Origin of the sequence: Cerasibacillus sp., from assembly GCF_036516575.1 — a bacterium.
Classification (GTDB): domain Bacteria; phylum Bacillota; class Bacilli; order Bacillales; family Amphibacillaceae; genus Cerasibacillus.
The window spans coordinates 56339-73029 of record NZ_DATBTY010000006.1 but is presented as its reverse complement, the minus strand read 5'-3'; the positions used below and the strand labels follow the sequence as shown (position 1 = coordinate 73029).

Genomic DNA, 16691 nt, shown 5'->3' with positions numbered 1-16691 from the left:
TGTTAAATCCATCCTTTCCTGTGATTAAGCTTCTGATAAAACGGTATGTTCAGTGTACTGTATCCTTTTCATATTTCTAACAAGCTTTGAATTACGATACTTTGTCGGTGTTTTACCAACAATTGATTTAAAAACCCGACTGAAATACCGCGCATCATTATATCCAACAGCATGGGCAACCTGATAAACTGTGTAATCTAAATCTAGCAGTAATTCTTTTGATTGTTCAATACGACGTTGTGATAAATATTCGACAAACGTCTTTCCTGTTGTCTTCTTAAAAATATTACTAAAATAATTTGGACTTAAATTGACATGTTCGGCAATTTCCTCTAATGTAATATGTTGATTAAAATGTGCTTCAATATATGTCATCGCCTTCTGGACAGAACGTAATGATTGTTCATTATGGGTATGCATGACGACACTTAATAGTTCATCTGTTACACGTTGAAAATAATGTTCGACCTCAAACACATTTTCTAGTAATGGAAATTTATACTGCGCTTTCCGATAAACATGATGAACATTTTTCGGATCGGCTCCACTCTTTACAGCGGCACGCGCAATCGTTGTTAAAATATCCATCATTTGCACATAAAACATTTGCGGTTGAACGTTTTTTTGCTCAAATAAAATTTGTCGAAAGCTATCAAGTATGTCATTCACACGAATAAAATCACCCGCTAAAACATGACGTGATAATTCTGACACATCATAATAAAAGATTGCCTTGTGATTGGATGAATCTTGATTAATGTCTTGAATATGTGTGACGGTATTATCACCAATATAAAATTTATTTCTTTGTGCTTGATATGCTTCACGATAGGAGCTTTCTAAGTTTCTAGCATCCTCATAAAAATTACCAATCCCAATCGTGACTGAGAAATGAGTTCGGCTAAGTACTAATTCTTTTAATTCCTCAGCTAATTTTTTAGTATAGACAACATATTCATTTGGATTATTTTTTAATGGAGCGGCTAGTAATATAGCAATCTTATTGATATCAGTTGGAATAACGAGTATGTCATAAGTAAGATTTTGGATATACTCTCCTATCACGTCGCTAATTTCTTGCCGAATCGACCATGCCCATTTTTTATTTTTATGACGAATCATTTTTTTGAACTGGTCAATATGTACGACCATTGCGATGTTCGGGACAATCGTTAGACCTACAGTATAACTCCGGTCCCAGATTTCTTTTGGACTCTTCACTCTACCAAATAATAAATCATAGGCGAGACTTCGTTTTAAATAGCTGATCACTTTCTTGTTTTTATTTTTTTGATTCGCATGATGCCGAAGTAAAAGATTCATTGATTGAAACAATTCTTCTATGTCAGATTGCTGTAAGGGGTGGCAAAAAACATCTTTAACCCCTAATCGAAAATACATCCGCACCTTTGTCATATCTAAGTTTTGATCCAAAATGATATATTGTCTATCTTTATCAAAGTTAATCCGTTTTTCGATAAAATATTGCTGTTCTTTTGTTAAGCATGTTAAATCAACCACGATCACTTTCACATTCGGATCTAAGCTATTTAGCTGTGATACATCGTTTAAACATAATGTTGCCAGATGAAAATTATAATTATTGGCTTCATATCTATCATATAAATCATTCATTAATTTCCAATCTTGTGAAACGATGATTCCCCCTTGACTTTGCATCATTCTCCCCCTTTGTTCTAAAGTGGTTTCCGAATGTGATACTGTAACAATTTATCAACTGCCTTTTCATACCCTGCATCTGCATGGCGAATGATATTCATACCTGGATCAACGGTTAAAACGCGATTTAGTTTATCTAGTGCCACTTGAGTACCATCTGCTACAGCTGTCATACCTGTATGAATCGAATTTCCAATACCGACGCCTCCACCATGTTGTAATGTCACCATCGTAGCGCCCGCACTCACATTAAGTAAAGCGGTTAAAATTGGCCAATCACTAATGGCATCACTGCCATCTTTCATTTGTTCTGTTTCACGAGTTGGTGCAGCAATGGTACTACCTTCTGAATGGTCCCTTGTGATAGCGATTGGAGCAGATAATTCCCCAGATGCAACCATGTCATTTAATAAAATTCCTAACTCACTTCGTTCCTGATAATTCAACCAACATGTTCGGGCTGGTAATCCATAGAAATAGATTTGATCTTGTACATATGTGATCCAGCGTTGGAGGCGTTCATCATCTGAATAGAGATCCAATAATCGCTCATCGATTTTATAAATATCATTCGGATCTCCTGATAAGGCAATCCAGCGACAAGGTCCACGCCCTTCACTATAGAGTGGTCGAATATATTCTGAAACGAAACCTGGAAATTGAAATGCTTCTTTTACCCCTAATTGTGCAGCCTGCCCGCGAATATTATTCCCATAATCAAAAACAATCGCACCTTGTTCTTGAAACTTAAGCATCGTATCAACATGATAGAGAATTGACTTTTTCGCCAATTCAATATATGTTGACTTTTTATGTTGACGTAAATAATTCGCTTGTTCGAGTGTTAAACGACTTGGTATATAGCCATTTAGCAAGTCGTGGGCTGCTGTTTGGTCAGTGACGACATCTGGAATAAATTCCCGTTCTAAAAACCCTGCATATATATCAGGGGCATTCCCTAATAAAGCAATAGCAAATGGCTTTTTTAATTCAGCTGATTCTTTAGCAAGTGAAATAGCCTCATCAATATCTTTTACAATAACATCACAATAATTATTCATGAGACGTTTATGAATTTTCGCCTCATCAATTTCAACGATGATTGAAACGCCATGATGCATCGATACCGATAGAGGCTGAGCAGAACCCATTCCACCTAAACCAGAAGAAAGGACGATTCTACCAGCTAATGAACCACCGAAATAACGGTCGGCCACTTCCCCCATTGTTTCAAATGTCGCTTGCAGAACACCTTGAACACCGATATAAGACCAAGATGCAGCGGTTGCCTGCCCATACATGGTTAAGCCTTTTTCTTCTAGTTGACGAAATGTGTCTGAGTCGGCTTCACTCGGCACAAGCATCGCTGTTGAAGAAACGACGCGTGGTGCTTCGGGATATGTTTGAAAAACGCCAACAGGTTTCCCAGATTGAATGAGTAAGGTTTCTTCTGCTTTAAGTTGTTGTAACTCAAGGATTATCTGTTGTAAGTGCACTTCATCCCGAGCGGCTTTTCCTGTTCCCCCATAAACAATAAGTTCTTCTGCTTTTTCAGCAACTCGTGGATCCAAACTATTTAGCAATAATCTTAGTAATGCCTCTGTTTCCCAATTGGTGCATGATTTTTCTAAACCGACTGGCGAATATCTTGCTGTTTTTGACACCTTACTCACCTCCTTGAAGATATACCAGGATAGCGCTTACATATAATTATATTATATTAAAACGATTGAAGCATGAAAAACTGTCCCGATCAACGAGACAGCTCTTCAGTTTTATTTTTCTGCATCTAGCATTGGAATCTTAACACCCCGTTCTTTCGCTACTTCAATGGCACGGCTATACCCCGCATCTGCATGACGAATAACTCCCATCCCTGGATCAGAAACAAGGACACGTTTGATTCGTTCTTCGGCTTCTTTTGTTCCATCAGCTACAAGAACTTGACCAGCATGTATTGAATAGCCCATACCAACACCACCGCCATGATGGACACTTACCCAACTAGCACCGCCACTTGTATTGATTAAAGCGTTCAAAATCGGCCAGTCAGCAATTGCATCGCTACCGTCTTTCATTGATTCTGTTTCACGATTCGGTGATGCAACAGAACCTGAATCTAAATGATCACGACCAAATACAACTGGTGCCTTAATCTCACCACTAGCAACCATCTCATTTACTTTTAATGCAAAGCGATGGCGCTCTCCATAACCTAACCAGCAAATACGCGCTGGTAAACCTTGCCATTTGACCATTTTCTGCGCCATTTGAATCCAGTTAACTAATCCTTCATCTTCCTTAAACATTTCCATTGCGAGTTGGTCCGTTTTGTAAATATCTTCTGGGTCTCCAGATAAAGCAGCCCAACGGAACGGTCCTTTTCCTTCACAGAATAACGGACGTAAATAAGCGGGAACAAACCCTGGGAAATCGAAAGCATTGTCGACACCCATCTCTTTTGCATATTTCCTTATGTTATTTCCATAATCAAATGTTTCCGCACCTTTAGCTTGTAAATCAAGCATCGCTTGCACATGATCTGCCATCGCTTGTTTTGATTTTTGTTCATAAGCTGTTGGATCTTGCTTTCTTAATTCAAAAGCTTCTTCTATTGTCATCCCATTTGGCACGTATCCATTTAACGGATCATGAGCACTTGTTTGGTCTGTCACAATATCTGGAACAACATCACGTTTTACCATTTCTGGATAAACATCAGCACAGTTTCCAACAAGACCAATCGATGCTGGCTTACCTTCTTTCTTAAGTTTTTCTACCATTTCTAGTGCTTCATCAAGGGTTTCAGCCATATAATCACAATAGCCTTCTTTAATTTTTCGTTCGATCCGCTTACGGTCAACTTCAACGACAAGAATAACAGCTTTGGCCATTTTTCCAGCAAGTGGTTGAGCCCCACTCATACCACCCATCCCACCAGTAAGGATGAATTTACCTGTTAAATCAGCTGTACCAAACACTTTCTTACCCGCTTCAACAAAACTGAGATACGTCCCTTGTAAAATTCCTTGTGCCCCAATGTAAATCCAACTACCTGCTGTCATCTGTCCATACATCATTAAGCCTTTTTGATCTAATTCATTAAACGTTTCCCAATTAGCCCAGGCAGGTACAAGATTGGAATTCGCAATTAATACGCGTGGTGCCCGGTCATGTGTACGAAACACACCAACTGGTTTTCCCGATTGAATAAGCAGTGTCTCATCGTTTTCTAATTCTTTCAATTCTCGTACAATCGCATCAAAGCTTTCCCAGTTTCGTGCTGCTTTTCCAATTCCCCCATAAACAACGAGCTCATCCGGATTTTCTGCCACTTCTGGATCTAAATTATTCATCAACATTCTTAAAGCGGCTTCTTGTTGCCATCCTTTACATGAAAGCTCTGTCCCTCTGTCAGCACGAATCATTCTTTTTAGTTTGTTTGTCATTTTTCTTCCTCCTAATCCCTTGGTATAACATGGCTCGAAATAACCATTTTTTGAACTTGAGATGTTCCTTCAAAAATCTCTAAAATACGTTGGTCTCGATATAAACGTTCGACCGTATATTCTTTCATATAGCCATATCCACCATGAATTTGTACAGCTTTATTGACGACTCTATTTGAAGCTTCTGATGTAAATAATTTTGAAATTGCTGCTTCTTTTGATAGTCGGTAACCTTTCTTATCTTTCAAACTCGCTGCGTAATACGTATACAGTCGACCAACTTCCACATCAACAGCCATATCAGCAATCATCCATTGGATACCTTGAAATTTAGAAATTGTTTGATCAAATGCTATTCTTTCCTTTGAATATTGAATTGTTTCATCTAAAGCAGCTTGAGATAATCCAACCGCCATGGCGGCAATCCCAATACGTCCACGGTCAACAACTTGCATGGCTAGTTTAAAGCCAGACCCTTCTTCACCGACCAGGTTTTCTTTCGGGATTCGGCAGTTTTCGAAAATCACTTCATTCGTTTGAGCACCTCGAATACCCATTTTGTCATCACCGGTTCCAAAGGATAATCCTGGTGTATCTTTTTCAACGATAAAAGCACTAATCCCTCTCGAACCTTTTGCTGGATCCGTTTTTGCATAAACAACGACTATATCTGCATACCCGGCATTTGTAATGAACACTTTTGACCCATTTAGTACGTAGTCATCTCCATCCTGAACTGCTGTTGTTCGCATCGCATTTACGTCTGTTCCACCACTTGGTTCAGTTAAACCAAATGCAAATAGTTTTTCCCCTCTACAACCAGGTACTAAGTATTTTTTGCGTTGTGCTTCATTTGCCGCCAAGTAAAGACCATCAATTCCCAAATAATGCGCTGTTACAATTGAGCCAGTTGCCGCACAAGCAGCCGTGATTTCCTCTACTGCAATAGCTTCGGATACAGCGTCTGCTCCAACCCCACCATCTTCTTCTGGGTAAGCAATACCAAGTAAACCAAGTTCCGCCAATTGTGGGATTGTTTCAATTGGAAAACGATTATTAACATCTAATTCTTGTGCCTTTGGTTTTAATACATTTTGACTAAATTCGCGCACCATTTTTCTAATTTCTCTTTGTTCGTCTGTTAAATTAAAGTCCATATTCGACACTCCCTACCGATTTGTTCAAATGTTCCATTATTTCCTCGCGATGTTCATCCAATGCAGGCGCTACCTTTTTCACTTGCGGTGGTGTTTTAGAAAGTTTAACCGGATTACCAACCATCGTCATCTTTCCAGCACGCGGATGTTCAACTTCAAACACCATCTCTCTAATCCTCGAATGTTCATCCGCAACAACATCTTGTATCGTATATATTTTTGAACATGGAATGCCTGCCTTAATACCTATCATTTCTTCTGCTTCTTCGACTGTATAATCAGCCAAGTACTTCTCGAGAATTCCTTTTAACTCTTTTTCATGTTTTGTCCGTAATGGATCGGTTATAAAACGTGGATCAGTTATAAGATCTTCTCTACCGATTGTTTCACATAAACGTTTAAATAAAGAGTCATTTGCAACAGCAATAACGATATAGCCATCCTTCGCTTGATAAATATCGAATGGTGTACTGATTGGATGTCTACTACCAATACGCCCTGGGTTTTCACCCGAAATCGTATAACGTAATACGTTTGTCTCTAGCATTGAAAAGATGGTATCCATCATGGCTACATCTACATGTTGTCCTTCTCCTGTTCTTTCACGATGATACAGAGCGACCATTGATCCAAATGCACCGTATAATGCACCACTCATATCACCTAATGAAGATCCAACACGTGTCGGTGGATCGTTAGGATGACCTGTAATACTAGTCATCCCACCCATCGCTTGTGCAACCAGGTCATAAGCTGGTCGTTGACTATATGGACCATATTGACCAAATCCTGAAATAGAAGTGTAAATAATCCGCGGATTAACCGCTTTCATTTTCTCGTAATCTAAACCAAGTTTCTTCATTACACCAGGTCGGAAGTTCTCTACTATTATATCAGCTTCCCGAACGAGTTGCTCGACAATTTCCAAATCTCTGTCATCCTTTAAGTTGAGTGCAATACTTTTCTTCCCACGATTGAACAACTCAAAATAAGCACTCTCCTTATTTTGAAAAGGACCGAAATGTCGTGAATCATCCCCATACTTTGGGCGTTCAATTTTTATGACCTCTGCCCCCATATCTGCGAGAAGAGTAGCACAATAAGGCCCAGCTAATACACGACTAAAATCAAGTACCTTTACCCCTTCTAACGGTTGTCTCAATTATTCCTCCCCCTCTCTTTCTATTAATTCCATTATGGATTGTTTACTTTTTCATGAAAAGTCGTATTTTTAAAGAAAACGTGGATTTTATTACGATTAATCTGAATATATTGCACACGAGAATCATTAACTGGTTAATTCATTTTTATATGGAAATTTTTTAGTAAGCTAACGTAAAATAATACTCATTTTCAACAAATCATACACTGTTAACAATTTACTCTATTTTCTATAATAATTAACAAGAGTAATAGAAAGCGCTTACTTTCATTCACTGATATAGGAGATTTGGGGACTCTGTCAGTGAACAATTATTTGAGGGGTGGAAATTGTGTCAAACTCACGCGTCGAAGGTCAACAGCATTTTACTGCAAGTGAGCAAATATCTGAAGGAATAACAGAAACAAAAAAAGTAGCTCCAAAGATCGTCACAACGGGGACAAATATTTTGAAGTTTTTTATCTACAGTTTCATTGGGATTATCGTCTTTTTTATTCCTATTAATTGGAACGGAAAGTCGTCAATTATTTTAGATCATATTGTTTCCGGAATTAGTCAGTTCGCACCACAAATGGTCACAATGTATGCACTCGTCATCCTCATGCTTGGAGCGATATATCCTATTATTAATCAGACTTGGAATGAATCTGCTGCCAACATCATTTTTTCTTTTTTAAAAATACTCGGGGCTATTTTTGGCCTAATGATTGTTTTCAATGTCGGTCCAGCATGGTTATTTGATCCAAGTATGGGGCCATTTCTATTTGATAAATTAATTAAACCGGTAAGTCTATTAATACCTATTGGGGCGGTTTTTCTTGCACTTCTCGTTAGTTACGGACTTTTGGAATTTGTTGGTGTATTCATGCAACCCGTCATGCGTCCGATTTTCCGTACACCTGGGCGGTCAGCCATTGATGCCGTTGCATCGTTTGTCGGTAGTTATTCGATTGGTTTATTAGTTACAAATCGAATTTTTAATGAAGGAAAGTATACTATCCGTGAAGCAACGATTATTGCAACAGGATTTTCTACAGTATCGGTGACATTTATGGTCGTGATCGCAAATACACTCAACCTCATGCCAATGTGGAATCTATACTTTTGGACAGCATTTATTGTTACATTTATTGTCACAGCTATTACCGTTCGCCTACGTCCATTACGAACAATCAGTGATGAATATAAGAATGGTGAAGGTCAACCTGAAGAAATCATTAAGAGAAACCGTATAAAAACAGCCTGGAATGAAGCGATGAAAACAGCTGATCAAACACCTTCTCTTCCTATCAATATATGGGCTAACCTAAAAGATGGTCTCATCATGACAATGAATATTTTAGCAACCATTATGTCTATTGGATTAATCGGGCTCGTCTTAGCTACTTATACACCATTATTTGATTATATGGGTTATATTTTCTACCCACTGACCTATGTCCTACGAGCACCTGAGCCTTTACTAACAGCAAAAGCAGCAGCTATCTCAATATCAGAAATCTTTTTACCTTCATTATTAGTTACTGATGCTGTTCTAGCAACACGATTTATCGTCGGTGTATTGTCTGTTTCTTCTATTCTTTTTTTCTCGGCTATTATACCTACGATTTTAGCAACTGATATTCCAATTAGCATAAGAAATATTATCATCATCTGGTTCCAACGTGTTATTTTAACATTAATTATTATCATTCCATTTACTTTACTATTCGTGATTTGAATTTTTAATTATGCAAGCAGCTCTTTAATTCCAGAGCTGTTTTTTTATTGGCATAAGTTCATAAGGTTATCGCATTATTAAACGTATTAATCGTGATATAATGAATATGTACAATTAAATATAAATGTGGAGGGATTTACATGAAAGCAGCTAGATGGCACGCTCAAAAAGATATCCGTATCGAATCGATAGAGGAACCTAAGATTGAACCAGGAAAAGTGAAAATAAAAGTCGAATGGACTGGAATTTGTGGTAGTGATTTACATGAATATGCAGCTGGTCCTATCTTTGTTCCTGTAGAAGAGCCACATTATGTTAGTAAAGATAAAGCCCCAATTGTTATGGGACATGAATTTTCGGGCTATGTTACAGAAATAGGCGAAGGGGTTACTAAAGTTAAAGTCGGAGATCCCGTCGTCGTAGAACCTATTTTAAGCTGTGGAACATGTGCTGCCTGTCAAAAAGGAAAATATAATATATGTGAACACCTTGGATTCCACGGTCTATCGGGCGGTGGTGGAGGTTTTGCTGAATACACGATGGTCGATGAGCATATGGTACATAAAATGCCTGAAGGCCTGTCATTTGAACAAGGTGCACTAGTTGAACCTGCCGCCGTTGCTCTACATGCCGTGCGCTTAAGTAAAGTTAAAGCCGGCGATAAAGCAGCCGTTTTCGGTGCAGGGCCAATTGGTCTTCTTGTTATTGAAGCGCTTCGTGCGGCAGGAGCAGCGGAAATCTATGCGGTTGAATTATCTCCCGAACGAGCCGCTAAAGCTAAAGAACTAGGTGCTAAAGAAGTGATTAATCCTGCTGACATCGACGCTGTTGAACGTATACGACAACTAACTGATGGTGGTGTCGACGTTGCTTTTGAAGTTACGGGAGTACCCGTCGTCCTACAACAATGTATTGACTCAACAACATTCGAAGGTGAAACAGTCATCGTATCAATCTGGGAAACAGAAGCTAATATTCAGCCAAATAATATCGTTTTAAGTGAGCGCACAGTAAAAGGTATTATCGCTTATCGTGATATTTTCCCCGCTGTTATGGAATTAATGAATCAAGGCTATTTTTCAGCGGACAAACTCGTTACAAAGAAAATTGAGCTTGATGATATCGTTTCAGAAGGATTTGAAGCACTTGTTAAAGAGAAAAATCAAATTAAAATATTAGTTAAACCAGAATAAACTGAAGGGCGTCTCTCCATAAAGGCGCCCTTTTTAAATTTAGTAATTACTCGTTTTTATTCATTACATCAATCCTGAAAACCAAACACCTATAAATGTACCGATATAGTTTCCAATAATATAACCTAACGTTCCAACGACGAGGATAGGACCGATTAAGTTTTTCCAACCGTTTGCAATCGCTAATGCAGCTGCTGTCGTTGGTCCACCAATATTTGCATTACTGGCTAAAATGATATCCTCAAGATTTACTTTCAAGAAACGCCCAGCTGTAAAGGAAACAACCATGTTAATGAGAACAATAATAAAGACGAATAACAGTAATAACGGCGCATTCTTCAAAATAAGAGGAATGGATGCCGGAATTCCAATGACGACGAAGAATAAATAAATTAAATATGTTCCGATTTCCTGACTACCGTTAAGTTTTTCGAAATAAGAAGGAAATAACGCTAGTGCAATAATCGTTAGTGTTGTTAGCACTAAATAATTGTCTCCTAATAATCCGTTTAATAGATTCAATAGAAAAGATACATTCTCCCCTGAAGGGATAACTTCTCCTAATGCCCCAGCAAACTTAAACGATATAATCACTAATAAAAAAGCAGTTCCAACTGAAAGAGCCATATCCTTTAACGATATATCTTTACGTTTCCAAAAGCTTTCCGCCAATGTTTTTCCACTTTTATCATCTGCCTGACGTTCAACTTCTTGAATATGCGGTGTTGGAAAGCGTTTTCTAAAAAAGCTTAATGTCGGGATTAACATCAAAATAACAAAATAGATGGCCATCATCAAGTTGTCAGCTACAACAGTTGCCGATACCCATTCACCAGGCGTTTCAAACTTAGCTGACATCGCAGCAAAGTTCACACCTCCACCAGTATAAGAGGCACTTATCATCGCACTTATTTTATCAAGGTAAGGAATATGGTCTTTCAATAGGAAAAAGCTCGTCATAGTCCCTGCCACAGTCCCAATAGAACTAATTAAGAAGATAAGCAAGAGCTTGCCACTCTCTTGCCATATTTTACCCAATTTGATATGAAATAATAAAAGCGGAATCGCTAATGGCACAATCACACCCCAAACAGCATCATAAACTGGTGATTCGGTTGGAATAACACCTGTATTCGATAAAATGATTGCACCGATTAAAGCAATAATAGCCCCTGTTAACTTTGATGCCCAAGTATAACGCTGTTCTAGCAAGATACTAACCGATGCTAAAACGACAATAATTCCCCACAATGTTAACGTATCATCTGGTTGAATAAGTGAATATAAATACATGACTCTCCTCCTTTGTTTGAAGAAAATATGGATTAACTCTCTATTTTATTCACCTTCTATAGGCTATGGAACATCATCAAACACATAACGATCTCTTGCTGCCCCTAATCCAAATAGAAGAACAAGAATAGAAATGATAATCAACATCAATAGTGGTGCGGTCCATGAATCACTTACATCATGCAAAAAGCCAATGAAGACTGGTCCTAATGCGGCTAATAAATAGCCAATTGACTGTGCCATGCCTGATAATTCAGCTGCTTCATTCGCATGTTTGGCTCGCATCGCTAAAAAGGATAATGCTAGAGCGAACGTGCCACCTAAAGTCACACCTAGTAACACGATACTTAATACAGTCATCCACATAGATGTTCCAAATAACAGACCTAAGAATCCCCCAATTGAACAAATAGATAAAATAATCACAATACTCCTTTGTGAACGCATTCTTCCGGCCATGACAGGTATAAGAAAACTAGCTGGAAGTCCTAACAATTGTAAGAGTGATAGCATCCAACCAGCAGTGGTCATATTCATGCCACTTATGTCATGTAAAATCTCTGGTAACCACGAAATCGTCACATAAAACAAAAAAGACTGTAATCCCATATAACAAGCGACTTGCCACGCAAGAGGTGAACGCCACATGCGCTTACTTGATGATATAAAAGCGACATCTACGTTATTTTGCGCACGATTTTTCTTAGATAAATAAAACCAAATAAAACTACCTAAAATCGCTGGAATAATCCAAACTAATAGCGTCATTTGCCAACCAAGGTCAAGGCCAATGGCTAATGGTACGCTCAAACCTGATGCTATCGCAGCAAATAATCCCATCGCTGTCGAATATACACTCGTCATTAACCCAACTTTGGTTGGATATTTTTCTTTAACAATTCCAGGCAATAACACATTACAAATAGAAATGCCAATCCCAACGAGCAAAGTTCCTAAAAATAATGAAATCATGTATGAAAGAGAGCGTATCCCTATTCCAATAACTAAAATCATTAACCCCCATGAGAGAACACGTTCATTCGAATAATGGCGAGCAATACGTGGTACTAAAGGCGACATAAAAGCAAATGCTATGAGTGGCAAAGTCGTTAATAAACCAACACTCCAATTAGCCATACCGACATGATCGCGAATCATACCAATAATGGGCCCAACCGATGTAATAGCAGGTCGTAAATTAAATGCTGCGAAAAGAATGCCAATAATAAGTAATATGCGAAAGGTTGATTGTTTCTTAGATACTTTTGTAAACAAAAGGTGACTCTCCTTCCTACTATAAGAATATAGCATAAAGTCTACTTAATGGGGACATTTAATTTGGAAAAAAGTACAGAAAAGTATAACTTAATCATTATAAACTTATGTTTTACTGTTCACTATTTAATAAAAGCCATCAGATCATATCATATAACATAAAAAGACAGCAAAAACCCTCTCCCTAATGTGAGGAGAGGGTGTGTATTCGAACACATTCACTTAATTATTTAATTCTATTTTCATTACTTCGGCCATTATAATAGGTAAATCTGTATTTTCTAGCAATCCAACAAAACGCTCTGATTGTGGGCCATAAGCATAAACTGGAATATCGACACCTGTATGTGCCCCACTCGTCCAACCTATTAACACCTTATCACTCAGTATGTCATTTATTTCGTTAGCTGGATTTTTAGAGTCCTTTATGACTTGAACTTCTTCATCTGACAAGGTAAAAGGTGTATACTTTTCAATTACTTCTCGAATATTTGAGCGTTGTTGATTTAATTCTTGTGCCATAAAGTTTCCAGTCGCAGTAACTTCTTTCAAAATTTCAGGTTCCACATCATAAACACCATTTGCCCCTACTGTCATACCACCTGTTTCATGGTCACCACCAATAACAACCAATGTTTTACCATCACGTTTTGCATATTCTATTGCCACTTCAACAGCTTTTTCAAAAGCTTCAACATCAGACATAGCCCACGCAGCATCATGAGCATGACCCGCCCAATCAATCTGACTTCCTTCTACCATAAGGAAGAAACCGTCTTTATTTTGACTAAGGACATCAATGGCTGCAGTTGTCATCTCTGCTAAGCTCGGTTCTTCTGTTAAGTCACGATGTAACTCAGGTGCTAAAGCATCATTTGCAAACAGGCCTAACACCTTTTTGTCTTTATTATTTATTGCCTTTAATTCTTGACGCGTTTCAATAAAAGTGTATCCCTTATCCTTAGCTTGTTCAATCAAATGATCATCCTTTTGCTTACCACCATCTGATTCTAAGGTGAAATAATCCTTTCCGCCACCAAGTAGAACATCTACGTCATTAGCAATGTATTGTTTGGCAATAACAGCTTGATTGTTTCTACTTTCTACATGTGCTGCAAATACCGCAGGGGTTGCATGTGTAATCGTAGATGTTGCAACAAGTCCTGTAGATTTTCCTTCTTTCTTTGAAGCTTCTAAAATTGTTTCCACTTTATTACCATCTTTATCTAAACCTACTACACCGTTATTCGTTTTAACACCTGTTGCCATCGCTGTACCGGCTGCAGCTGAATCCGTAACACGCGAATTCGCGGAGTATGTTTTAAACATTCCTTTTAAGTGTTCATCCCAAACAGCATCATCACCTTTATACCAGCGATAGTTTGTTGCATAATCGGCATTAAAACCATCAGGTATCATATAAATCACATTTTTTACCTTACCGTTATTATTCTTATCTAATTGTGTCCGTTCTTGTTGATGTTGTTTGCCCGCCCACTCAGGCTTAGCCTCAGTAGTTCCTAGTAATAAGCCAGAGAAAATGAGTAAAAAACTAAGTAAAACAACACCTATTCTTTTTGACATGCATGACCTACCTCCTATTAATATATTTAATACAAATATATATTATGAATATTAAGTCACTATTTATATCCTGTAAATTCAGTGTTAAACTTTTATATTCCTTCAAATGACAATACTACTAAATACGCTCTCCTTTCTATGACCGTAAAAAAACTTAACATGATACTTAATTTTTTCAAAAAAACTATTCCCTTTTTTTCATTTTCAGTTATAATTATTCCGATAAAAATAAAAAAACACTTTTTAACATAGAACTATAATGACATGGGGGTATCTTATGGAAAATAATATCATTATTAAATTTCAACATGTGACTAAAACATATCATGATGATCTTGTCCTTGATGATGTCAGTTTTGAATTAGAGCGTGGGAAGTTTTATACATTACTTGGACCGTCAGGCTGCGGAAAAACGACCATTCTCCGTCTAATTGCTGGATTTACTGAAGCAACAAAAGGTGAAATATTTTTTGATGGTAAAAAAGTAAACACGATTCCTCCAAACAAACGAAAAGTGAACACCGTATTTCAAGACTATGCACTTTTTCCTCATTTAAATGTGTTTGAAAATGTCGCGTTTGGATTACGTATCAAAAAGTTTAAACAAAAAATCATCGAAGAAAAAGTAAAAGAAGCATTATCTTTTGTTAATCTTTCGGGATATGAAGATAGGGACATCAAGCAAATGTCTGGTGGACAAAAACAACGTGTCGCTATTGCCCGGGCAATAGTTAATGAACCAGACGTTATTTTACTTGACGAACCACTCTCCGCCTTAGATTTAAAGTTACGGACACAAATGCAATATGAATTAAGAGAACTTCAGCGTCGGCTCGGAATTACGTTTGTATTTGTCACGCATGATCAAGAAGAAGCCTTAGCTATGTCTGATGAAATATTCGTTATAAATGAAGGGAAAATTCAACAACGAGGAACACCACTCGATATTTACGATGAGCCTATTAATCGTTTTGTAGCAGATTTTATTGGAGAGTCTAATATTATTAAAGGGAAAATGATAGAAGATTTTCTAGTCGAATTTGTCGGCAAACAATTCGAATGTGTCGATCAAGGTATACGTGCTAATGAATCTGTTGAAATTGTCATTCGACCAGAAGATATAGAAATAACAACATTAGAAAAAGGAAAGATACATGGGCATGTCCAGTCTGTCTTATTCCGTGGTGTTCATTATGAAATTGTATGCCAAGATAAAACTGGGAATGAATGGCTTATTCATACGACAAAAAAGGCGTTCGTTGGTGAAGAAATTGGTTTATTCTTTACACCTGAGTCCATTCATGTCATGCGACTCGGTGAGACAGAAGAAGAATTTGACTTAAGACTCCAATCATATTCGGAGGATCAGACAAATGAATAATAGAAAAATGCGAAACCTATTTATGATACCTTACGCTTTATGGATCATTCTATTTGTAGTGACACCAATTATTCTAGTCGCTTATTATTCATTTTTTGATATCGAAGGATATTTTTCTTTTGCTAATTATAAAAAATTCTTTACACCTGTTTATTTAAAAATGACTTTAAGTTCTTTTTGGTATGCATTTCTAATTACGTTTTTTTCACTTATTATTGCATATCCAACGGCTTTATGTTTAACACGCACAAAACATAAACAGCTTTGGCTCTTACTAATCATCGTCCCATCTTGGGTCAATTTATTACTGAAAGCATATGCGTTTATTGGGATCTTTGGAAAATATGGTCCACCTAATCAATTCCTTGAATGGCTAGGTATTGGTACAAAACAAATTTTATTTACTGATTTCAGTTTTATCTTTGTATCGGTTTATATTTTCATCCCTTTTATGATTTTACCTATTTTTAATGCATTAAATGAATTACCATCAAGCTTAATGGATGCAGCAACCGATTTAGGTGCGTCAAAGTGGACAACATTCAAGCGTGTTATTTTTCCATTAACAATCGATGGGGTAAAAACAGGCTGCCAAATTGTCTTTATTCCTGCCCTATCTTTATTTATGTTAACAAGGCTCATCGCGGGAAATCGTGTCATTACACTAGGCACAGCTATTGAGCAACATTTCCTCGTGACACAGGATTGGGGAATGGGAGCAACGATTGCTGTATTTTTAATTATTTTCATGTTTATCATTATGATTTTAACTGGGACAAGAAAGCGTGGTGTTTAAT

At 37.5% G+C, this 16691-nt stretch carries 12 protein-coding genes; 4 read left to right on the top strand and 8 right to left on the bottom strand.

Going from position 1 to position 16691, the window contains the following annotated elements:
* Positions 1 to 24: 24 nt before the first annotated feature.
* The 5 genes from VIG73_RS01590 to VIG73_RS01570 form a co-directional block, all read right to left on the bottom strand.
* Positions 25 to 1680, bottom strand: coding sequence for an AraC family transcriptional regulator (locus VIG73_RS01590; RefSeq protein ID WP_331638708.1), 1656 nt, complete (start codon positions 1678 to 1680; stop codon positions 25 to 27).
* Positions 1681 to 1697: 17 nt separating this feature from the next.
* Positions 1698 to 3353 carry a urocanate hydratase gene (gene hutU / locus VIG73_RS01585; RefSeq protein ID WP_414648353.1) on the bottom strand — a complete coding sequence of 552 codons (1656 nt, stop codon included), beginning with the start codon at positions 3351 to 3353 and terminating at the stop codon, positions 1698 to 1700.
* Between the two features lie 102 nt (positions 3354 to 3455).
* Positions 3456 to 5129, bottom strand: a complete 1674-nt coding sequence (gene hutU, locus VIG73_RS01580) for a urocanate hydratase (RefSeq protein WP_331638704.1) — start codon at positions 5127 to 5129, stop codon at positions 3456 to 3458.
* Between the two features lie 11 nt (positions 5130 to 5140).
* Positions 5141 to 6286, bottom strand: coding sequence for an acyl-CoA dehydrogenase family protein (locus tag VIG73_RS01575; protein WP_331638702.1), 1146 nt, complete (start codon positions 6284 to 6286; stop codon positions 5141 to 5143).
* On the bottom strand, positions 6276 to 7448 hold the full coding sequence (locus VIG73_RS01570; protein WP_331638699.1) for a CoA transferase: 1173 nt from the start codon (positions 7446 to 7448) through the stop codon (positions 6276 to 6278). Before VIG73_RS01570 ends, VIG73_RS01575 begins: the two co-directional genes overlap by 11 nt.
* Before the next feature lie 394 nt (positions 7449 to 7842).
* Here VIG73_RS01570 and VIG73_RS01565 point away from each other — a divergent pair, with 394 nt between their 5' ends.
* Both VIG73_RS01565 and VIG73_RS01560 read left to right on the top strand, forming a co-directional pair.
* Complete coding sequence (locus tag VIG73_RS01565) at positions 7843 to 9168, top strand: YjiH family protein (protein WP_331638922.1); 1326 nt, start codon at positions 7843 to 7845, stop codon at positions 9166 to 9168.
* Positions 9169 to 9308: 140 nt separating this feature from the next.
* Positions 9309 to 10361 carry a 2,3-butanediol dehydrogenase gene (locus VIG73_RS01560; protein ID WP_331638697.1) on the top strand — a complete coding sequence of 351 codons (1053 nt, stop codon included), beginning with the start codon at positions 9309 to 9311 and terminating at the stop codon, positions 10359 to 10361.
* A gap of 63 nt (positions 10362 to 10424) precedes the next feature.
* Here VIG73_RS01560 and VIG73_RS01555 read toward each other — a convergent pair whose 3' ends face one another.
* From VIG73_RS01555 to VIG73_RS01545, 3 genes are all read right to left on the bottom strand, one after another.
* Positions 10425 to 11654 (bottom strand): DUF819 domain-containing protein, encoded by a 1230-nt coding sequence (locus VIG73_RS01555; protein ID WP_331638695.1) that lies wholly within the window; start codon positions 11652 to 11654, stop codon positions 10425 to 10427.
* A gap of 63 nt (positions 11655 to 11717) precedes the next feature.
* Positions 11718 to 12929: an MFS transporter gene (locus VIG73_RS01550; RefSeq protein ID WP_331638693.1), complete on the bottom strand. Its 1212-nt coding sequence runs from the start codon at positions 12927 to 12929 to the stop codon at positions 11718 to 11720.
* 222 nt (positions 12930 to 13151) lie between these two features.
* Positions 13152 to 14513 (bottom strand): alkaline phosphatase, encoded by a 1362-nt coding sequence (locus VIG73_RS01545; protein ID WP_331638691.1) that lies wholly within the window; start codon positions 14511 to 14513, stop codon positions 13152 to 13154.
* Positions 14514 to 14790: 277 nt separating this feature from the next.
* Here VIG73_RS01545 and VIG73_RS01540 point away from each other — a divergent pair, with 277 nt between their 5' ends.
* Together VIG73_RS01540 and VIG73_RS01535 are read left to right on the top strand one after the other, a co-directional pair.
* On the top strand, positions 14791 to 15894 hold the full coding sequence (locus VIG73_RS01540; protein ID WP_331638689.1) for an ABC transporter ATP-binding protein: 1104 nt from the start codon (positions 14791 to 14793) through the stop codon (positions 15892 to 15894).
* Entirely contained in the window at positions 15887 to 16690 is an 804-nt protein-coding gene (locus tag VIG73_RS01535; RefSeq protein WP_331638687.1) for an ABC transporter permease, read from the top strand. The genes VIG73_RS01540 and VIG73_RS01535 overlap by 8 nt, the downstream gene beginning before the upstream one ends.
* Position 16691: the final 1 nt, after the last annotated feature.